13 protein-coding genes are annotated in these 14,061 nt (G+C 66.5%); 5 read left to right on the plus strand and 8 right to left on the minus strand.

Annotation, left to right across the window (positions count from 1 at the left end):
- The first annotated feature begins 18 nt into the window (after positions 1–18).
- The gene (locus ACODTA_RS01505; RefSeq protein WP_489064035.1) at positions 19–1,347 is read left to right on the plus strand and encodes a sulfatase family protein; all 1,329 of its coding nucleotides are present in this window, start codon (positions 19–21) and stop codon (positions 1,345–1,347) included.
- 5 nt (positions 1,348–1,352) lie between these two features.
- On the opposite strand, the gene ACODTA_RS01510 is transcribed toward ACODTA_RS01505, so the two are convergent.
- The 5 genes from ACODTA_RS01510 to ACODTA_RS01530 all read right to left on the minus strand — a co-directional run bounded on the left by ACODTA_RS01510 (position 1,353) and on the right by ACODTA_RS01530 (position 6,727).
- The gene (locus ACODTA_RS01510; RefSeq protein ID WP_489064036.1) at positions 1,353–2,675 is read right to left on the minus strand and encodes an MFS transporter; all 1,323 of its coding nucleotides are present in this window, start codon (positions 2,673–2,675) and stop codon (positions 1,353–1,355) included.
- Positions 2,672–3,517 (minus strand): polysaccharide deacetylase family protein, encoded by an 846-nt coding sequence (locus tag ACODTA_RS01515; RefSeq protein ID WP_489064037.1) that lies wholly within the window; start codon positions 3,515–3,517, stop codon positions 2,672–2,674. The genes ACODTA_RS01510 and ACODTA_RS01515 overlap by 4 nt, the downstream gene beginning before the upstream one ends.
- Positions 3,514–4,788 (minus strand): family 4 glycosyl hydrolase, encoded by a 1,275-nt coding sequence (locus tag ACODTA_RS01520; RefSeq protein ID WP_489064038.1) that lies wholly within the window; start codon positions 4,786–4,788, stop codon positions 3,514–3,516. The genes ACODTA_RS01515 and ACODTA_RS01520 overlap by 4 nt, the downstream gene beginning before the upstream one ends.
- The gene (locus tag ACODTA_RS01525; RefSeq protein WP_489064039.1) at positions 4,785–5,753 is read right to left on the minus strand and encodes a BadF/BadG/BcrA/BcrD ATPase family protein; all 969 of its coding nucleotides are present in this window, start codon (positions 5,751–5,753) and stop codon (positions 4,785–4,787) included. The genes ACODTA_RS01520 and ACODTA_RS01525 overlap by 4 nt, the downstream gene beginning before the upstream one ends.
- Positions 5,754–5,932: 179 nt before the next feature.
- Positions 5,933–6,727, minus strand: coding sequence for an alpha/beta fold hydrolase (locus ACODTA_RS01530; protein WP_489064040.1), 795 nt, complete (start codon positions 6,725–6,727; stop codon positions 5,933–5,935).
- A 140-nt stretch (positions 6,728–6,867) separates the two neighbouring features.
- Here ACODTA_RS01530 and ACODTA_RS01535 point away from each other — a divergent pair, with 140 nt between their 5' ends.
- Entirely contained in the window at positions 6,868–8,352 is a 1,485-nt protein-coding gene (locus ACODTA_RS01535; protein ID WP_489064041.1) for a CRTAC1 family protein, read from the plus strand.
- A gap of 20 nt (positions 8,353–8,372) precedes the next feature.
- Here ACODTA_RS01535 and ACODTA_RS01540 read toward each other — a convergent pair whose 3' ends face one another.
- From ACODTA_RS01540 to pal, 3 genes are read right to left on the minus strand one after another with little or no spacing between them, the layout of a single operon-like run.
- Complete coding sequence (locus tag ACODTA_RS01540) at positions 8,373–8,675, minus strand: hypothetical protein (RefSeq protein ID WP_489064042.1); 303 nt, start codon at positions 8,673–8,675, stop codon at positions 8,373–8,375.
- A complete protein-coding gene (locus tag ACODTA_RS01545) occupies positions 8,672–8,848 on the minus strand; it encodes a hypothetical protein (RefSeq protein WP_489064043.1) in 177 nt (58 codons plus the stop codon). Before ACODTA_RS01545 ends, ACODTA_RS01540 begins: the two co-directional genes overlap by 4 nt.
- Before the next feature lies 1 nt (position 8,849).
- Positions 8,850–9,362: a peptidoglycan-associated lipoprotein Pal gene (gene pal, locus ACODTA_RS01550; RefSeq protein WP_489064044.1), complete on the minus strand. Its 513-nt coding sequence runs from the start codon at positions 9,360–9,362 to the stop codon at positions 8,850–8,852.
- Positions 9,363–9,657: 295 nt separating this feature from the next.
- On the opposite strand from pal, the gene ACODTA_RS01555 reads away from it, so the two are divergent.
- From ACODTA_RS01555 to ACODTA_RS01565, 3 genes are all read left to right on the plus strand, one after another.
- Positions 9,658–11,199, plus strand: coding sequence for a sensor histidine kinase (locus tag ACODTA_RS01555; RefSeq protein WP_489064045.1), 1,542 nt, complete (start codon positions 9,658–9,660; stop codon positions 11,197–11,199).
- On the plus strand, positions 11,196–11,876 hold the full coding sequence (locus ACODTA_RS01560; protein WP_489064046.1) for a response regulator transcription factor: 681 nt from the start codon (positions 11,196–11,198) through the stop codon (positions 11,874–11,876). The genes ACODTA_RS01555 and ACODTA_RS01560 overlap by 4 nt, the downstream gene beginning before the upstream one ends.
- Before the next feature lie 79 nt (positions 11,877–11,955).
- Positions 11,956–14,058, plus strand: a complete 2,103-nt coding sequence (locus ACODTA_RS01565) for a PA5441 family protein (RefSeq protein ID WP_489064047.1) — start codon at positions 11,956–11,958, stop codon at positions 14,056–14,058.
- The last annotated feature ends 3 nt before the right edge of the window (positions 14,059–14,061 follow it).

Here is a 14,061-nt window from a genome sequence, read left to right on the forward strand (position 1 = left end):
GAATCGGGTGGAGGGCAGGTGAGGCGCAGGGAGGTCATCGGCGCGGGCGTGGGCGCTCTGGTGTCGGCGATGCTGCCCGGCTCCGGCTGGGCCGCCATGGGCCGGAAGCCCAATATCGTGCTGATCCTGGCGGACGATCTGGGCTGGGGCGATCTGGGCAGCTACGGCGCACGGCTGATCCGCACGCCCGCGCTGGACCGGATGGCGCGCGAGGGCATCCGGCTGACCGATGCCTATGCCTCAGCCAATGTCTGCACCCCGTCTCGCGCGGGGCTGCTGACCGGGCGCTATCCGATCCGCACCGGGCTCGCCTATGATGTGATCCGCGCCAGCGACACGATCGGCCTGCTGCCCGGCGAAGTGACGATCGCCGAAATGCTCAAGCCCGATTATGCGACCGCGCTGATCGGCAAATGGCATCTCGGCCATGTCGCGCCCTATTGGCCGCCGACGGTGCAGGGGTTCGATCTGTTCTTCGGCCTGCCGTACAGCCACGACATGACGCCGCTCTCATTGTACGAGACGCATGCGCCGGGGGTGGAGCTGACGCGCGAGGATGTCGATTTCGCACGGCTGACCGAGCGCTTCTTCGAGCGTGGTTTCCGTTTCATCGAAGCCAATCGGGCGAAGCCCTTTTTCCTGATGATGGCGCTGACCGCGCCGCATTATCCGCTGGTGCCCAATCCCGATCATGCGAGCCATTCGCCCGCAGCCGCCTATGGCCAGGTGGTGGAGGAGGTGGATGCGGGCGTTGGCCGGTTGCTCGGCGAACTCGCTCGCCTCGGCATCGATCGCGACACGTTGGTGATCGTGACGTCGGACAATGGCCCCTGGTTCGAGGGATCGTCCGGCCCCTTGCGCGATCGCAAGGGCGGGGGCGGCTGGGATGGCGGTTTCCGCGTGCCCTTTATCGCCCGCCAGCCCGGCACGATCGCGCCGGGGCGGACGAGTGGGGCGCTCAGCATGAATATCGATCTGCTGCCGACGGTCGCGGCGTGGACGGGGCAATCATTGCCGGGCGTCGAACTGGATGGACGCGATATTGGCGCGCTGCTGCGCGCGGGCGGACCATCGCCGCATGACGAGCTATTGTTGTTCGACAATGAGAGTGTGGCGGCGATCCGTACCGCGCGCTGGAAATATGTGCGGCGATCCTATTATCGCACGGTCGACCTGCCCTTGTCGCAATATGGTTATGACCTGTTGTTCGACCTGCGTGTCGATCCGGGCGAAACCTATAACGTCGCCAGCCTGCATGCCGATGTGATGGCCGATATGCGCGCCCGTGCGGCGCGTGCCGATGCGCGGTTCCAGTCCTTTGCGCGCGGTCCGCGCAAGGCCGGGTAGCGAATTCAGCGGCGGCGGCGGGCGAGCGCGCGCAACAGGCGATGGTGGAACGCTTCGTCGATCACATAGAACCACATGAACGCCATCGAGATCGCGCCGCCGAGCAGGGTGGGGACGGTCAGCATCAGATGAAGCCCCGTCAGCGTCTCGGGCGATTGGCGCGCCGCCGCGACATAGCCGATCAGATCGAGCAGCACGCCGCACAGCGCGATGGCAAGGCCGGTCGCCACCTTCTGCACCAGCGTGACGATGCCGAAGGTCATGCCTTCCGCGCGGATGCCGGTGCGCCATTCGGCGACCTCGACGGTGTCCGGGATCAGCGACCAGAGTGTGACCGGGATCGCCGCGCCGCCGAGCCAGGTGAGTGCCAGCAGGATCAGCACGATGGCGGGATCGCCGCCCGTATAGGCGATGAACGCCGCCTGGCCCGCGCAGGAGAGGCCTGAACCCCAGAGCCAGGCGAGCCGCTTGGAGAAGCGCCGGCCCACCCAGCCCCAGACGGGGGTGAGCAGGATCACCGCGGCCACCTGCACCGCCAGCCCATAGCTCGCCAGTTCGGGGCTGCCGACATAATAGGTGAAGTAGTAAACGATCATCTTGCCGCTGATCACCGTGCCGATGCTCATCGCGGTGATCGCGGCGAGCAGCAGCAGCAATGGCCTGTTGCCCAGGATCGCGCGCATCAGCGTGGCGATGGGCGGGGGCGCCTGATCGTCCGCCGCGATCTCGTGCGTCGCCAGCACCATGAAGAGCAGGGCGGCGAAGGCGAGCACGCCCCAGAGCAGGGCGAGCGCGAACCATCCAAGCGCGGGATCCTGCCACAGCGCGATGAAGGGCTGGCTCGCCAGCGCGACCGCGAGCGCGGCAGCGGCCCCGCCCAGCACCTTGAAGGTGGCGAGCGTGCTGCGCTCGCGCATGCTGGTGGTGAGCGACGCCGAGAGCGAGCCATAGGGGATGGAAACCACCGCATAGGCGGTCCGGAACAGCATCTGCGCAAGCAGCGCGAACCAGATCGCGCCGGACAGGCCGAGCAACGGCTGCGCGAAGACGAGGATGAAGGACAGCGACAGCGGCGCCGCGCCCACCAGCACCAATGTCCGATAGCGGCCCAGCCGCGATCGGATGCGATTGGCGAACATGCCGACAAGGGGATCGATCAGCCCGTCCCAGATCATCGCCGCGCCGAAGATCAGCCCGGCGGCGGCATTGGGCAGGCGCAATATGTCGGTATAGTAGAAGAGCAGGTAGAAGCTGGTGCTCTGCCAGAACAGGTCGGTGCCGAAGCACCCAAGGGCATAGCCCGTCCGCGTGCGCGCGGCGCCGGTCAAGCAAGGCCCCGCTGCACATCGCGCAAGGGGCGATAGCTGATCCGGGTGAAGCCCTGCGCATCGACGAATCCGGCGATTCCGGCATCGTGCGCGCAGCCATGATCAGCGACGCGGATATCGGCTTCGCGCTGATCATAGCCACGCAGTTCCGGACCTTCGAGCACCGGATGGATGTTGATTTCGGTCACGCCTGGCAAAAGGCCCGGAAAGCGTTCGCGGATCACGTCGCTGGTGGCGCGGCCCCATTCGGCGATCAGCGTATCGGGAAATTCCACGCCATGGGCGACGGCTTTCGCGCGGCCGGCATAACCCAGCCGAACCTCGTCCTCCGCGCTTGCCATCCTCAGCGGCAAACGAAAGATCTCGGCCATCTCCAGATAGATCTCGAACAGGCCGGCATCGAAATGCGTCGCGCCCATATGCGAGTCGAGATGGGTGACGTCGACGCCCCAGTCGAGCGCCTGTTCGATCTGCGCCCGGCATTCGCGGCGGACATCGTCGGGCCGCATGCGCGCATAAAGCTCGGCGACGGTCGCGGGCATATAGCCCTCCGCATCGTGCAGCGATGCGGCACCGGTCAGCGTGCGCCAGCGATAGCCGGGATATTCGGCGGTCAGCGTCAGGTGCACGCCCAGGTCGAGCCCCTCGAACATGCCGACGGCCTCGCGCGCCCAGGGGCAGGGCACCATCAGCGTGCCGCTGGTGGCGAGCCCGTCGCGCATCGCCTGCTCGCAGGCGAGATTGGCGGCATGGCTCGACCCGACATCGTCGCAATTGACGATCAGCAGCCGTGCATCGGCGGCGAAGCCGAGCCGTTGGTGGAGGGGCGGGCGGACCGTCACCGGAAATCCAGCGCGTGCGCAGCCAGCATCTCGTCGAGCATCGGCGCCGCGATATCGACATCGCCGACCAGCGGATGCGCGACCAGCGCCTGGAGCGCGACATCGCGCCGCCGCGTCACCGCCGCTTCCACCGTCAGCGTCTCATGCGCCTTCACCGCCTGGACGAGTCCGCGAAAGGCGATCGGGATCTCGCCGGCGGGCAGCGGCACGGCGCCCTGGGCATCGACGCGGCAGGGCAGTTCGACGGCGGCATTGTCGGGCAGGTCGCGAACCGCGCCGCGATTGAGCGTGCTCATCACGATCTCCCGCCCGCGATCGTTCAGAATGGCGTCGAGCGTGTCGAAGGTGACGCTGCTATAGCCGTCGCCGCCCCGGCGGCGCAGCGCTTCGGGTTTCGTGTCCACGCGTTGGTCGGCGGCTTCGGCCAGCACCTCCGCCTCGATCTCCGCCACCGCCTGCGCGCGGGTGCGGGGCGCTTTATGCATCGCCGCCACTTCGGCGCGGCGATGGAAATAGAGATCGCCATATTTCTCGACCGGCAGCGCACCCAGCACCGCCGCCGTGCGCAGCGCGGAGGAGAAAAGCGGGTCCTCGCCACCGTCGTGGCGGGCAAGCGCGGCGAGGGCGTCCGCCGTCACATCTCGGCCATCCGCTTCGATCCGATGGATGAAGCCCAGATGGTTGAGGCCGATACAGGCCGTCCGGATATCGCCGAAGCGGGGCGCAAGCAGATGCGCCAGCCGCTGCTGCATGGTCGGGATGCTCGAACACAGGCCCAGCATACGCGCGTCGCTGTGATTGAGCACCGCTTCCGTCACCACGCCGCTGGGGTTGGTGTAGTTGAGGATGAAGGCCGCCGGCGCGACGTCCGCGATCGTCCGCGCCATGTCGATCATCACCGGGATGGTGCGCAGCGCCTTGAACATGCCGCCGGGCCCCGTCGTCTCCTGTCCGATCACGCCATAGCGCAGCGGGATCGCCTCGTCGGCGGCGCGGGCGCGCATGCCGCCCACGCGGATCTGCGTCACGACGAAATCGGCGCCGGCAACGGCTGCCCGCAGATCGTTTTCCGCCCGCACCGCGATCCGCGCCCCTCGCGCGGCGATCATCCGCCGCGTCAATCCCGCCATGATTTTCAGCCGATGGGGATCGGCGTCCGCCAGACCGAGCGCGCGAACCGGAAGGGTTTCGGCGCGATCGAGCAGGCCTTCGACGATCTCGGGCGTATAGCTGCCGCCGGCCCCGACGATGCAGATGTTCAGGTCTCTCATGCCGGGATCTCCGTTTTTGCGCTGGCGTCCTGCGCCGCGAGCGTTTCGAACAATGCTGCCGGATCGACGCCCCAGGGGCGGGCAGCGAGCAGCGCCGCGCCAAGTTCGGGCGGAAGGCGGATGCCGGTCATGTCGGCGCGCGGGCAGATCGCGGTCAGCTCTTCGCATAGCAGGCGCTGGAAGTCCGCCTGACCCTCCAGGATAGTGCCGCCGCCAAATGCCGTGGCGAAACGCGCTTTGCCGGGCAGGCGATCGCCCATCACCTTCGCGATCAGCGCATAATCCCGCGCGGCGGCATGGACCATCCCGGTCGCGGCGGGATCGCCTTGCCGCCAAGCGGAAAAGACGATGCGCGCCATGCCGGTCCGCCGCGCCGCGGCCTCGGGGGAACGCAGATACCAGGCCGCGAAATCAGCGGCGGGAACGCCGCAATATGCGAGCACCGCGTCGAGAAACGGAGTGGGATCCGCGCGGCCGTCGATCATGCGCGCGGCCAGCGCGATCGCCGCGTCGCGGACGTCGTAGATGCGGCCGACATCCAGGCTGTCATGGACGGTCTCGCCGCCGGGTTCGGCGCGATAGGCACTGGTGAGACCGGTGCCGAGCTGGACGAGAACGAGCCGCGCCTCAGGCGACACGCCGCACAGCGCGACGATGCCGTCATTGACGAGCGTCAGGCGCGATTCCAGGCCGTAGCGATGCGCGATGGCAGCCTGTTGCTCAGCCTGTTCATCGGCGAAATCGACGCCCGAAAGCCCGATCGCGACATGTTCGATATTGGCGAGCGTCGCGCCCGCATCGCCGCAGAGGGTGTCGAGCAGGCCGGTGATCGTCGCGAAAAAGCGTTCGCCGGGCGCTCCGACGATCGCCGCGCCTTGCGCCCTGGCGCGTGCAAGGATCCGCCCCTGCCGGTCGCAGATCGCGCCCGCGGTCTTCGCGCCCCCGCAATCCAGGCCGATGATCAAGCTTCCCCTCCCGCCGCATTATTACCTAGTAAGCACTAGGTTTTGTGTATAGCCATTTGAACAGGTGTGACAAGCATCGATTCCGTGATGCGGAACGGACACGATGATACCCGCCACGGCCAGGGCGCGCAGCGATATCGGCAGCATTGTTGATGGCGCCGGGCGTTCCGGGCAGGCTCTCAGATCGCGGCGAGGAAGGTGGCGAAAAGGGCGGTCACTTCGGTTTCCCGTTCCCGATGCGGCACATGGCCGCAGCCGGCGATGATATGAGCGGTCGCCGGGCCGCTGGTCAGCGCGACGATGCGCTCGGCATGGATCGGCGAGCCGAACTCGTCGGCCTCGCCATGAATGGCGAGCACCGGGCAGACCGGACGGATTTCACTGCCGTCGAGCCGCCAATCGGCGAAGATGGGCGAGAGCCAGCTCTGTACCCAGGAATCCAGCACCCAGCGCGCCTTGTCGCCGTGATAGCGGGCCAGCCTTTCGATCTGCCCGGGCTCGGCGAAGCCCCGTTCGGCATCGCGGATGCCCTGGAGTGTGCGATCCTCGACAAAGGCCTGGGCGGATTCGGTGATCAGCGCGCGGCAGCTCTCGCCGAAATCGCTGGCGATCCAGGTCGCCATGCCGCCGCCGACGCTATGGCCCAGGATCACGAAATCGTCGATCGCGAGCGCTTCGCGTACCGCCGCGAAGCCGCGCTGCGCTTCGGTGCGGATGAAGTCGGTTTCGATCGGGCCGGGATGCGCGTCGGACTGGCCGAAGCCGAGCCGGTCATAGGCGATCACGCGCCGGCCGGCCGCCTGTGCCAGCACCCCCGGAAAATCGCGCCACAGCGCGACGCTGCCGAGCGAATCGTGAAGCAGCACGACAGGAGCCGTCCCTTCGCTGCCGTCGACGGTCCAGCTTCGCGCGAACAGTCGCCCCCTTGGCGTTTCGATCCGGTGATCTTGGATGGATGGATCGGGCAGGGTCATGTCGGGTCCGGGGCAAGGCGGGTGATAGCCGGCGACGTGGACCAGCCGGGCCGGCGATGCAAGCGTTGCAGGGGGCTATTGCCCGCCGGCGGCGGGACGTTCATGTCTGTGTTGTTCATGGCTTGCTTGAAAGGACAATGATGAGGCGTGCATCGGCCCTTGCCTTGTTGCTCCCCTTTGCCACCGCCGCGGCCGCCCAACAGGCTCAATTGCGGTTCGAACCCGTGCAGGGCGCGCTGTTCGCCATGCCTGGAACGCTCGCCAATGCCTGGGCTGATTATGACCGGGACGGCGATCTCGATCTCGCGCTTGTCGGCCAGTCGGGCGCGGTCAGCCTGTATCGTAACGATCGCGGCAGCTTCGTCAGTGTCGGCGAGACGGTCGGCCTGCCGCTTTCGGGGCCGGAAATGCGGTCGGCGAGCTGGGGCGACTATGACGGCGATGGCTGGCCGGATCTGCTGGTCGGCCCCACCGACAAGGAACATTCCTCGCGCCTGTTTCGCAATGCCAGCGGCCGGCGTTTCACCGATGTGACGACGGAGACGGGCCTGGCGATTCCCGGCCGCTCGGCGCGTCACACCAACTGGATCGATTTCGACAATGACGGCGATGTCGATCTCTACGCGACCGATCGCGCGGGCGAGAACAGGCTGTATCGCAACGATGGCGGGCGGTTCGTGCTGGTGCCGTCCGATCGGGCACCGGCCGACACGCGGCCGACGGTGGGGGCGTGTTGGCTCGACTATGACCGCGATGGCGATCTCGACCTGTTCACCGCCAATCAGGCTGGCGCGACCGATGGGCTGTGGCGCAATGATGGCGACCGCTTCGTCGATGTGGCGGCGGCGCTGGGCATGGACAATGCCGGCCGCACCAAGGACGAGGGCGGTGTGGGTTGCGCCGTCGGTGATTATGACAATGACGGCTATCTGGACCTCTTCGTGCCCAATTACGGCCGTAACGCGCTCTATCGTGGCGGTCCGGGCGGCAGCTTCACCAATGTCGCGACGCAGGCCGGCGTGGGGATCGACAACCATGCGGTCGGCGCCGCCTTCGGCGACTACGACAATGACGGTTGGCCGGATCTGATGGTCACCTCCTATGTCCGCGTGGGCAGCGATCTGCGACCCAGGGACGCTCTGTTCCGTAACGGCGGCGGCGCTTTCGTCGATCTGCTGGCGGATGGCGGCATCGTCAATGTCGCCGATCATGGCGTGCAATGGGTGGACTATGATCGCGACGGCGCGCTCGACCTGTCCCTGACCGACAGTTTCGGAAAGGAAGGCGGGCATATGTTGTTCCGCAACACGATATCGGGAGATGCCGCGCGACGGTCGTTGAGCGTGCTCGTGCTGGACGCGAGAGGACGATACACGCGCGCTGGCGCGGAAGTTCGGCTCTACGACGCGACCGGCAGGATTCTGGGTACCAGGCAAGTGGAGACGGCGGGCGGCTACAGCAGCCAGAGCATGGGGCCGGTCCATTTCGGGCTGAAGACACCCGATCCGGTGACGGTGGAGGTGAGTTTCATGGCCAAAGGCGGGCGGCGGACCGTGAAGATCGGCAGCATCCATCCCCAGGCCTATGCTGGCCGATCATTGGTCGTCCGGCAGCCCGCGAAATAGGGCCATTCTCCAGCTCTACGTCAAGCCAACCGGCACTTCAGATAGCGTGGCTCGCCGTCGATAACCAGGGAAGCCGCTTCCTCGTCGACGACCAATGCAGCGATCGCCGAAGTGTAGCGCCGGCCGATCGATGACTCGATCTGCGATAGGGTATAATTGCCCCTGGCGGTTGTGACATGGGCCAGAGTATCGGCGTAGCGCACTTCGAAGCCGAGATTGTTCGCGCAACCATAAACAGCGTCGGGCGGTTCGCGCGCCACGCCGCAGCCCGCAGCAAGCGGCGCGAGGCAGAGCGACATGACGATCGATCTCAACCGGATCATGCCGTTCGTTCCCATGGTCGCGTGCACGCCGCATCGATCGCCGCGATCCGGCGTGCATAGCCGCTCGCCAGACGATGGTGCCTGTCGACCGCCTCTTCGCAGCCGGCATGTTCGGCCGCGCGCAACTCGTCCTTCCAGCGCCGGACCAGATAGGCCCTGTCGCGATCGCTCATTTTAGAGCGGTGCGATGACCAGCGAGACGGCGCGGCGATTGCGCGCATAGGATGCTTCGTCCGAACCGAGCGCTTCGGGCCGTTCCTTGCCATAGGAGATTGTCGACAGGCGCGAGACGGAGACGCCCTGGCCTGCCAGGAAGTTCTTCACGCTGTTCGCGCGACGCTCGCCGAGCGCCAGGTTGTATTCGCGCGTGCCACGCTCGTCGCAATGCCCTTCGATGGTCACGCCGATATTGGGGTTGGCCTGGAACCATTGCGCCTGGCGCGCCAGCACCTGCTGCGCCGCCGGGGTGAGCTCGAACCCGTCAAGGTCGAAATAGACGCGGTCGGCGCCGGCCTTCGCGACCAGATCGGCCTGAAGCCGCGCGGTCGGATCGCCTTCTTCCTGCGTCGCTGTATGTTCGCTGGCGCCGGGTGCCTGGCTGGCGACGGTTTCGGGGGCGGGCTTTTTCGCGCAGCCCGATGCTAGCAATGTTCCAACGAGCAGCGCGGCGGCGATATGTGTCTTCACGTCGATCCCCAAGATTGAATCATGTCCGGGTCACGAGCCTAGGCGCTGTCGGTACGGCGGCGTTACTATAGGATTTAAATGCATGGACCCGGCGGGCCAGGGGGCCTAGCCCGGATCCTGCGTGGTGCCGGTCTCACCCCCCAGATGTGAAATCGATCCCAGACATCGCGCGTCCCACCACGACAGCGGACTGCTGTCAGCTCCCGGCATCAGCGCCGCTGTCGTGGACCAGAAGACATGAAGCTGGAGCACGCGCCCAAGTGGAGATCGGTTTTTCGCACCGGACGCGTTCCAGATGATACTGTCCAGTTCCTATGGACAGATCCAGATGACTCCGGGCTTCGCCAAAGACCGCTTTTCGCTCGCGTCGTTCCGCCCGCAATTCGGCCTGAAGGAGTTCGCGGCAACGATCGTGATCGTGCTCGCCTCTTCGGTTGCCGCATTCGCGGTGGAACCCGAATATGGAGAGGCTGCCAGCGCACTGATCTTCATGCTCGGCATCACCCTGGCGGGCGCATTTTTCGGGCTTGTCGCGGGCTTGCTCGCCGCGATCTCCGCCTTTCTCCTCTATAATTTCTACCTGACCGAGCCGGTATTGACGCTGCGCCTAGCGACGGGGCGCGACGTAGCACCGCTGGTCGTGTTCAATCTCTGTGCGATCGTGACCGGTGTGCTCGCGGGCCGATTGAAGGATCGCGCCCAGGCAGCGAGCCGCAGCAATCGCAATCTCTCCACATTGCTCGGTGCCAGCCAGACGTTGCAGCGCGCGGTCAGGCCGCAGGATGTGGCGGAATCGCTGGACAGGGCAGCCGGACAGCTCGGCCTCGACATTTCGCTGTTCGTCTTGCGCGGCGTGGCCTTGATCGCACTCGATGCTGCCGCCGACAAAGATGAACGCCGGGCTTTGGCGGAAGCCGCGCTTGCAAGCATGGACGGCTATGCGGAGGCGGGGGCGTTCGTCGCGCACCGGCTGGATGGCAGCGACGGAATGATGGGGGTGATGACGGTCTCGGCCGGTTCGGAGCGTTTTGATGCGCCCTTCATCGCGGCGCTCGCCAATCTCCTGGCGCTCGCGCTGGAACGTGCGCTCCTCTCCGAACGCATCGCCGAAACCCGCGCGGCGGCGCGCACCGAAGAATTGAAGACCGCTTTGCTGTCTTCTGTCAGCCATGATTTCCGTACGCCGTTGACCGCGATCAGCGCATCGGCATCAAGCCTGATTGATTATCGCGACCAGCTCGACGAACCCACATCGCTGCGTTTCCTGCGCGGCATCGTCGACGAGTGCGACCGGCTGAACCGCTTCACCGCCAATCTGCTGGAGATGGGCCGGCTGGAAGCGGGGCAGGGCAGCGCACGGCTGCAATTGCTTTCGGTGGGCGACATGCTGGGCACCGTCATCCATCGGGTGCGCACCCGCGCGGGCGACCGCGAGATCGTGCGATTGCCCGGCGGCGGCGATCCGCTGGTGCATGCCGATGCGTCGCTGTTCGAACTGGTGCTGATCAACGTGCTCGACAATGCCGTGACGTATAGCGCGGATGGATCGCGGATCGAGGTGGATTGCGTGGAAGAAGACGGATTTTGCAGCATCACCGTGGCCGATCAGGGGCAGGGCATTCCCGATGCCGATCTTGAGCGGGTGTTCGAACGCTTTCACCGCGTTGCCCGGCCCGAACCATCGCCGCGCGGCAGCGGGCTGGGGCTGGCGATCGCGCGCAGCTTCGTCGAAGCCTTGGATGGCGAGATTGTCGCGCGTACGCCGGGGATCGGTTCGGTGGGAACGCGGATCGTGATCCGCCTACCCGTGGTGGAAGGCGGGGAGGTGCCGGCATGAGCATGACGCGGATTCTGCTTGTCGACGACGAGCCGTCCCTGCTCGCCGTGCTCGAACCGGTGCTGACCGCCGCCGGCTATGCCGTCTCGGTGGCGAGCACGGGCATGAACGCCCTGGCGCAGGTGAATCACGACCGGCCCGATGTGATCCTGCTCGATCTTGGCCTGCCCGATATGGACGGCAAGGACGTGATCCGTAGCTTGCGCGGGCTGGAAGGCGTGCCCATCATCGTCATCTCCGCGCGCCATCAGGAGGCGGAGAAGATCGCCGCGCTCGATGAAGGCGCTGACGATTATGTCGACAAGCCCTTCGAGATCGGCGAGCTGATGGCGCGCATTCGCGCCGCGCTGCGCCGCCATTCGCGCCAGCCTGCGACCTTCGCTGCCGGCCCGCTCGCGATCGATTTCGCGACGCGGATCGTGACGCTGGATGGCGACGTGCTCAAGCTTTCGCCCAAGGAATATGAATTGCTGCGCACGCTGGCGCTGAGCGCCGGGCAGGTGGTGACGCACAAGCGGCTGCTCGCAGCCGGCTGGGGCGCGAGCGCCACCGACACCCAATATCTGCGCGTCTATATCAGCCTGCTCAGGCAGAAGATCGAGGAAGACCCCGCCGATCCGGAGATCCTGCTGACCGAGCCGGGCGTGGGGTATCGCCTGTCCGCGCCGATGGGCTGATCTCCGAACTTCCCGCTGGCGAAGCGACCGGTTGCGCGGCAATGGGCTGTGCCGCATCTTGCGTTTCGGGAGGATCGCCATGCAACGCGTCTGTTTCGCTTTCGCCTCGCTGCTTCTCGCCTTCGCCTGGTCGGCGCCGGCCGAGGCGAGCGGGGACTATGGCTGCTATTCGTCGTGGAAGCTGGCGCATCGCGACCGCAGCGGTTGCGACAATATGGCGGCGCTCGGGCCGGGCAACGACACACGCGTGAACCTGACCCTGTTGATGCAGGATGCGCGCTCGGATGCGCCGCCCGTAGCACCCAACGCGCCGACGCCGGATCCGCTGTTCGAATGGTATGGTTTCCGCGAGAGCCTGGTGCCGCGCGCGGAAAGGGCGGAGGATGCGCGCTATGCCGATGGCGAGGGATCGCGATGCCGCAGCAATTCCACGGGAACGGCTGGTTTCGAGGCTGCGGTCAATGCCGCCAAGAAGCTTTCCGCCGGGGAACGCACGGCGCTGATCGCCGCGCGGCGCGGCCTGCAGCCCGATTGCGCGGGCGCTGGCGGCAGCCGCGCGGCGCTGGCGGGGACGGCGGATGCGCTTCGCTCGCCGCTGGCCGGCGCGTTCGGCCATTATCTTCAGGGCGCGGCCGCCTTTTACGATGGCGACTATGATGCGGCGTCGGCCGAGTTTCGCGCGCTCGGTTCCGCCGGCCAGCCCTGGCTCAAGGAAACCGCGCGATACATGATCGGCCGCGTCGAGGTGAACCGCGCGCAGATCGGCGCATTCGACGACTATGGCTATCCGCGCGAGGCCGCGCAGAATGACAGCGCCGCGATCGCGGGCGCCGAAACAGCGTTGCGCGCCTATCTCAAGGACTATCCACGCGGTACCTATGCCGCGTCGGCACGGGGGCTGCTGCGCCGCGTGTACTGGCTGGGCGGGCAGACCGACCGATTGGCCGCCGAATATGCGACCGCCTTCGTGCAGAGCCCTGCCGCGCGCGATATCGACGATGTCACCCTGGCGGAGGAGGTAGACAACAAGCTGCTGGCGCAACTCAAGCCTGAAGCGGTGAAGGATCCGATCCTGCTCGCCACGCTCGATCTTGCCCGGATGCGCAGCGATGCGATGGCATCGGACGGCATGTGCTGCGGCGGTGCGATCAGCCGTGAGGAACTGGAGGGGCAGCGCCCCCTGTTCGCGGGCAAGACCGCGTTGTTCGATTTCCTGCTGGCGACCCATGCCTTTCATGTCGCCAACCAGCCGGCGGAGGTGCTGCGCCTGATCCCCGATGCGGCGCGGCAGCAGCGTTTCACGCCGCTCGCCTTCAGCCGGCAGATACTGCGCGGCATGGCGCTGGAAGCGAAGCGTGATCGCAATGCGCGCGGTTTCTGGCTTGAAATGCTGCCGGGGGCGACGCAGCCGCATCAGCGGGCGGCGATCGAACTGGCGCTGGCGATGAACGAGGAGCGCGGCAAGGGCCTGGCGCGCGTCTTCGCGGCCGGCTCGCCGGTGCGCAACGCCACGATCCGCGAATTGCTGCTCGCCAATGTCGCGGATGCCGCACTGCTCCGGCAGCAGGCGAAGGACGCCAATGCCCCCCGGCACGAACGTGACGTCGCGCTCTTCACCTTGCTCTACAAGGGCGTGACGCGTGGCGCTTATCGCGACTTCCTGGGTGATCTCGCGCTGGTTCCGGCCGACGCCAAGGCCGACTCCTATCTTTGGGGTTTTCCCGCCGTCGAACAGCCGCCGCTCGGCATCTTCGCCCGTTCCACCGCACTTGGCGATATCGGCTGCAAGCCGCTACGCGATACCGCGACGCGGCTGGCTGCCAACCCGCGCGATTCGGGTGGATTGCTCTGCCTGGCCGACTTCATGCGCGCCAACGGTTTCGACGGTTTCGCGCTCGACAGCGAGCGGCCGGGTGACGAACTGGCCGGCACGCCGTCGCTGTTCGCGGGTGGATCCTTCTCGCGCCTGGAGATCTACAAGCGCGTGATGGCGGATCCCAGGGCGGGCGCTGACGACAAGGCCTATGCGCTGTATCGCGCGGTCAATTGCTATGGCCCATCGGGCAACAACACTTGCGGCGGCACCGAAGTGCCGATCGAACAGCGCAAGGCCTGGTTCCAGCGGCTGAAAAAGGATTATCCGGCGTCGTCATGGGCGAAGGCGCTGCGCTATTATTGGTAAGGG

Source organism: Sphingomonas sp. FG14, from assembly GCF_057809675.1.

Bases quoted from the DNA above. Each gene is read 5' to 3' on its own strand.
- ACODTA_RS01530 (WP_489064040.1), bottom strand. From the start codon at position 6,727: ATGACCCTGCCCGATCCATCCATCCAAGATCACCGGATCGAAACGCCA.
- ACODTA_RS01560 (WP_489064046.1), top strand. From the start codon at position 11,196: ATGAGCATGACGCGGATTCTGCTTGTCGACGACGAGCCGTCCCTGCTC.
- ACODTA_RS01535 (WP_489064041.1), top strand. From the start codon at position 6,868: ATGAGGCGTGCATCGGCCCTTGCCTTGTTGCTCCCCTTTGCCACCGCC.
- ACODTA_RS01565 (WP_489064047.1), top strand. From the start codon at position 11,956: ATGCAACGCGTCTGTTTCGCTTTCGCCTCGCTGCTTCTCGCCTTCGCC.
- ACODTA_RS01555 (WP_489064045.1), top strand. From the start codon at position 9,658: ATGATACTGTCCAGTTCCTATGGACAGATCCAGATGACTCCGGGCTTC.
- ACODTA_RS01520 (WP_489064038.1), bottom strand. From the start codon at position 4,788: ATGAGAGACCTGAACATCTGCATCGTCGGGGCCGGCGGCAGCTATACG.
- ACODTA_RS01540 (WP_489064042.1), bottom strand. From the start codon at position 8,675: ATGATCCGGTTGAGATCGATCGTCATGTCGCTCTGCCTCGCGCCGCTT.
- ACODTA_RS01545 (WP_489064043.1), bottom strand. From the start codon at position 8,848: ATGAGCGATCGCGACAGGGCCTATCTGGTCCGGCGCTGGAAGGACGAG.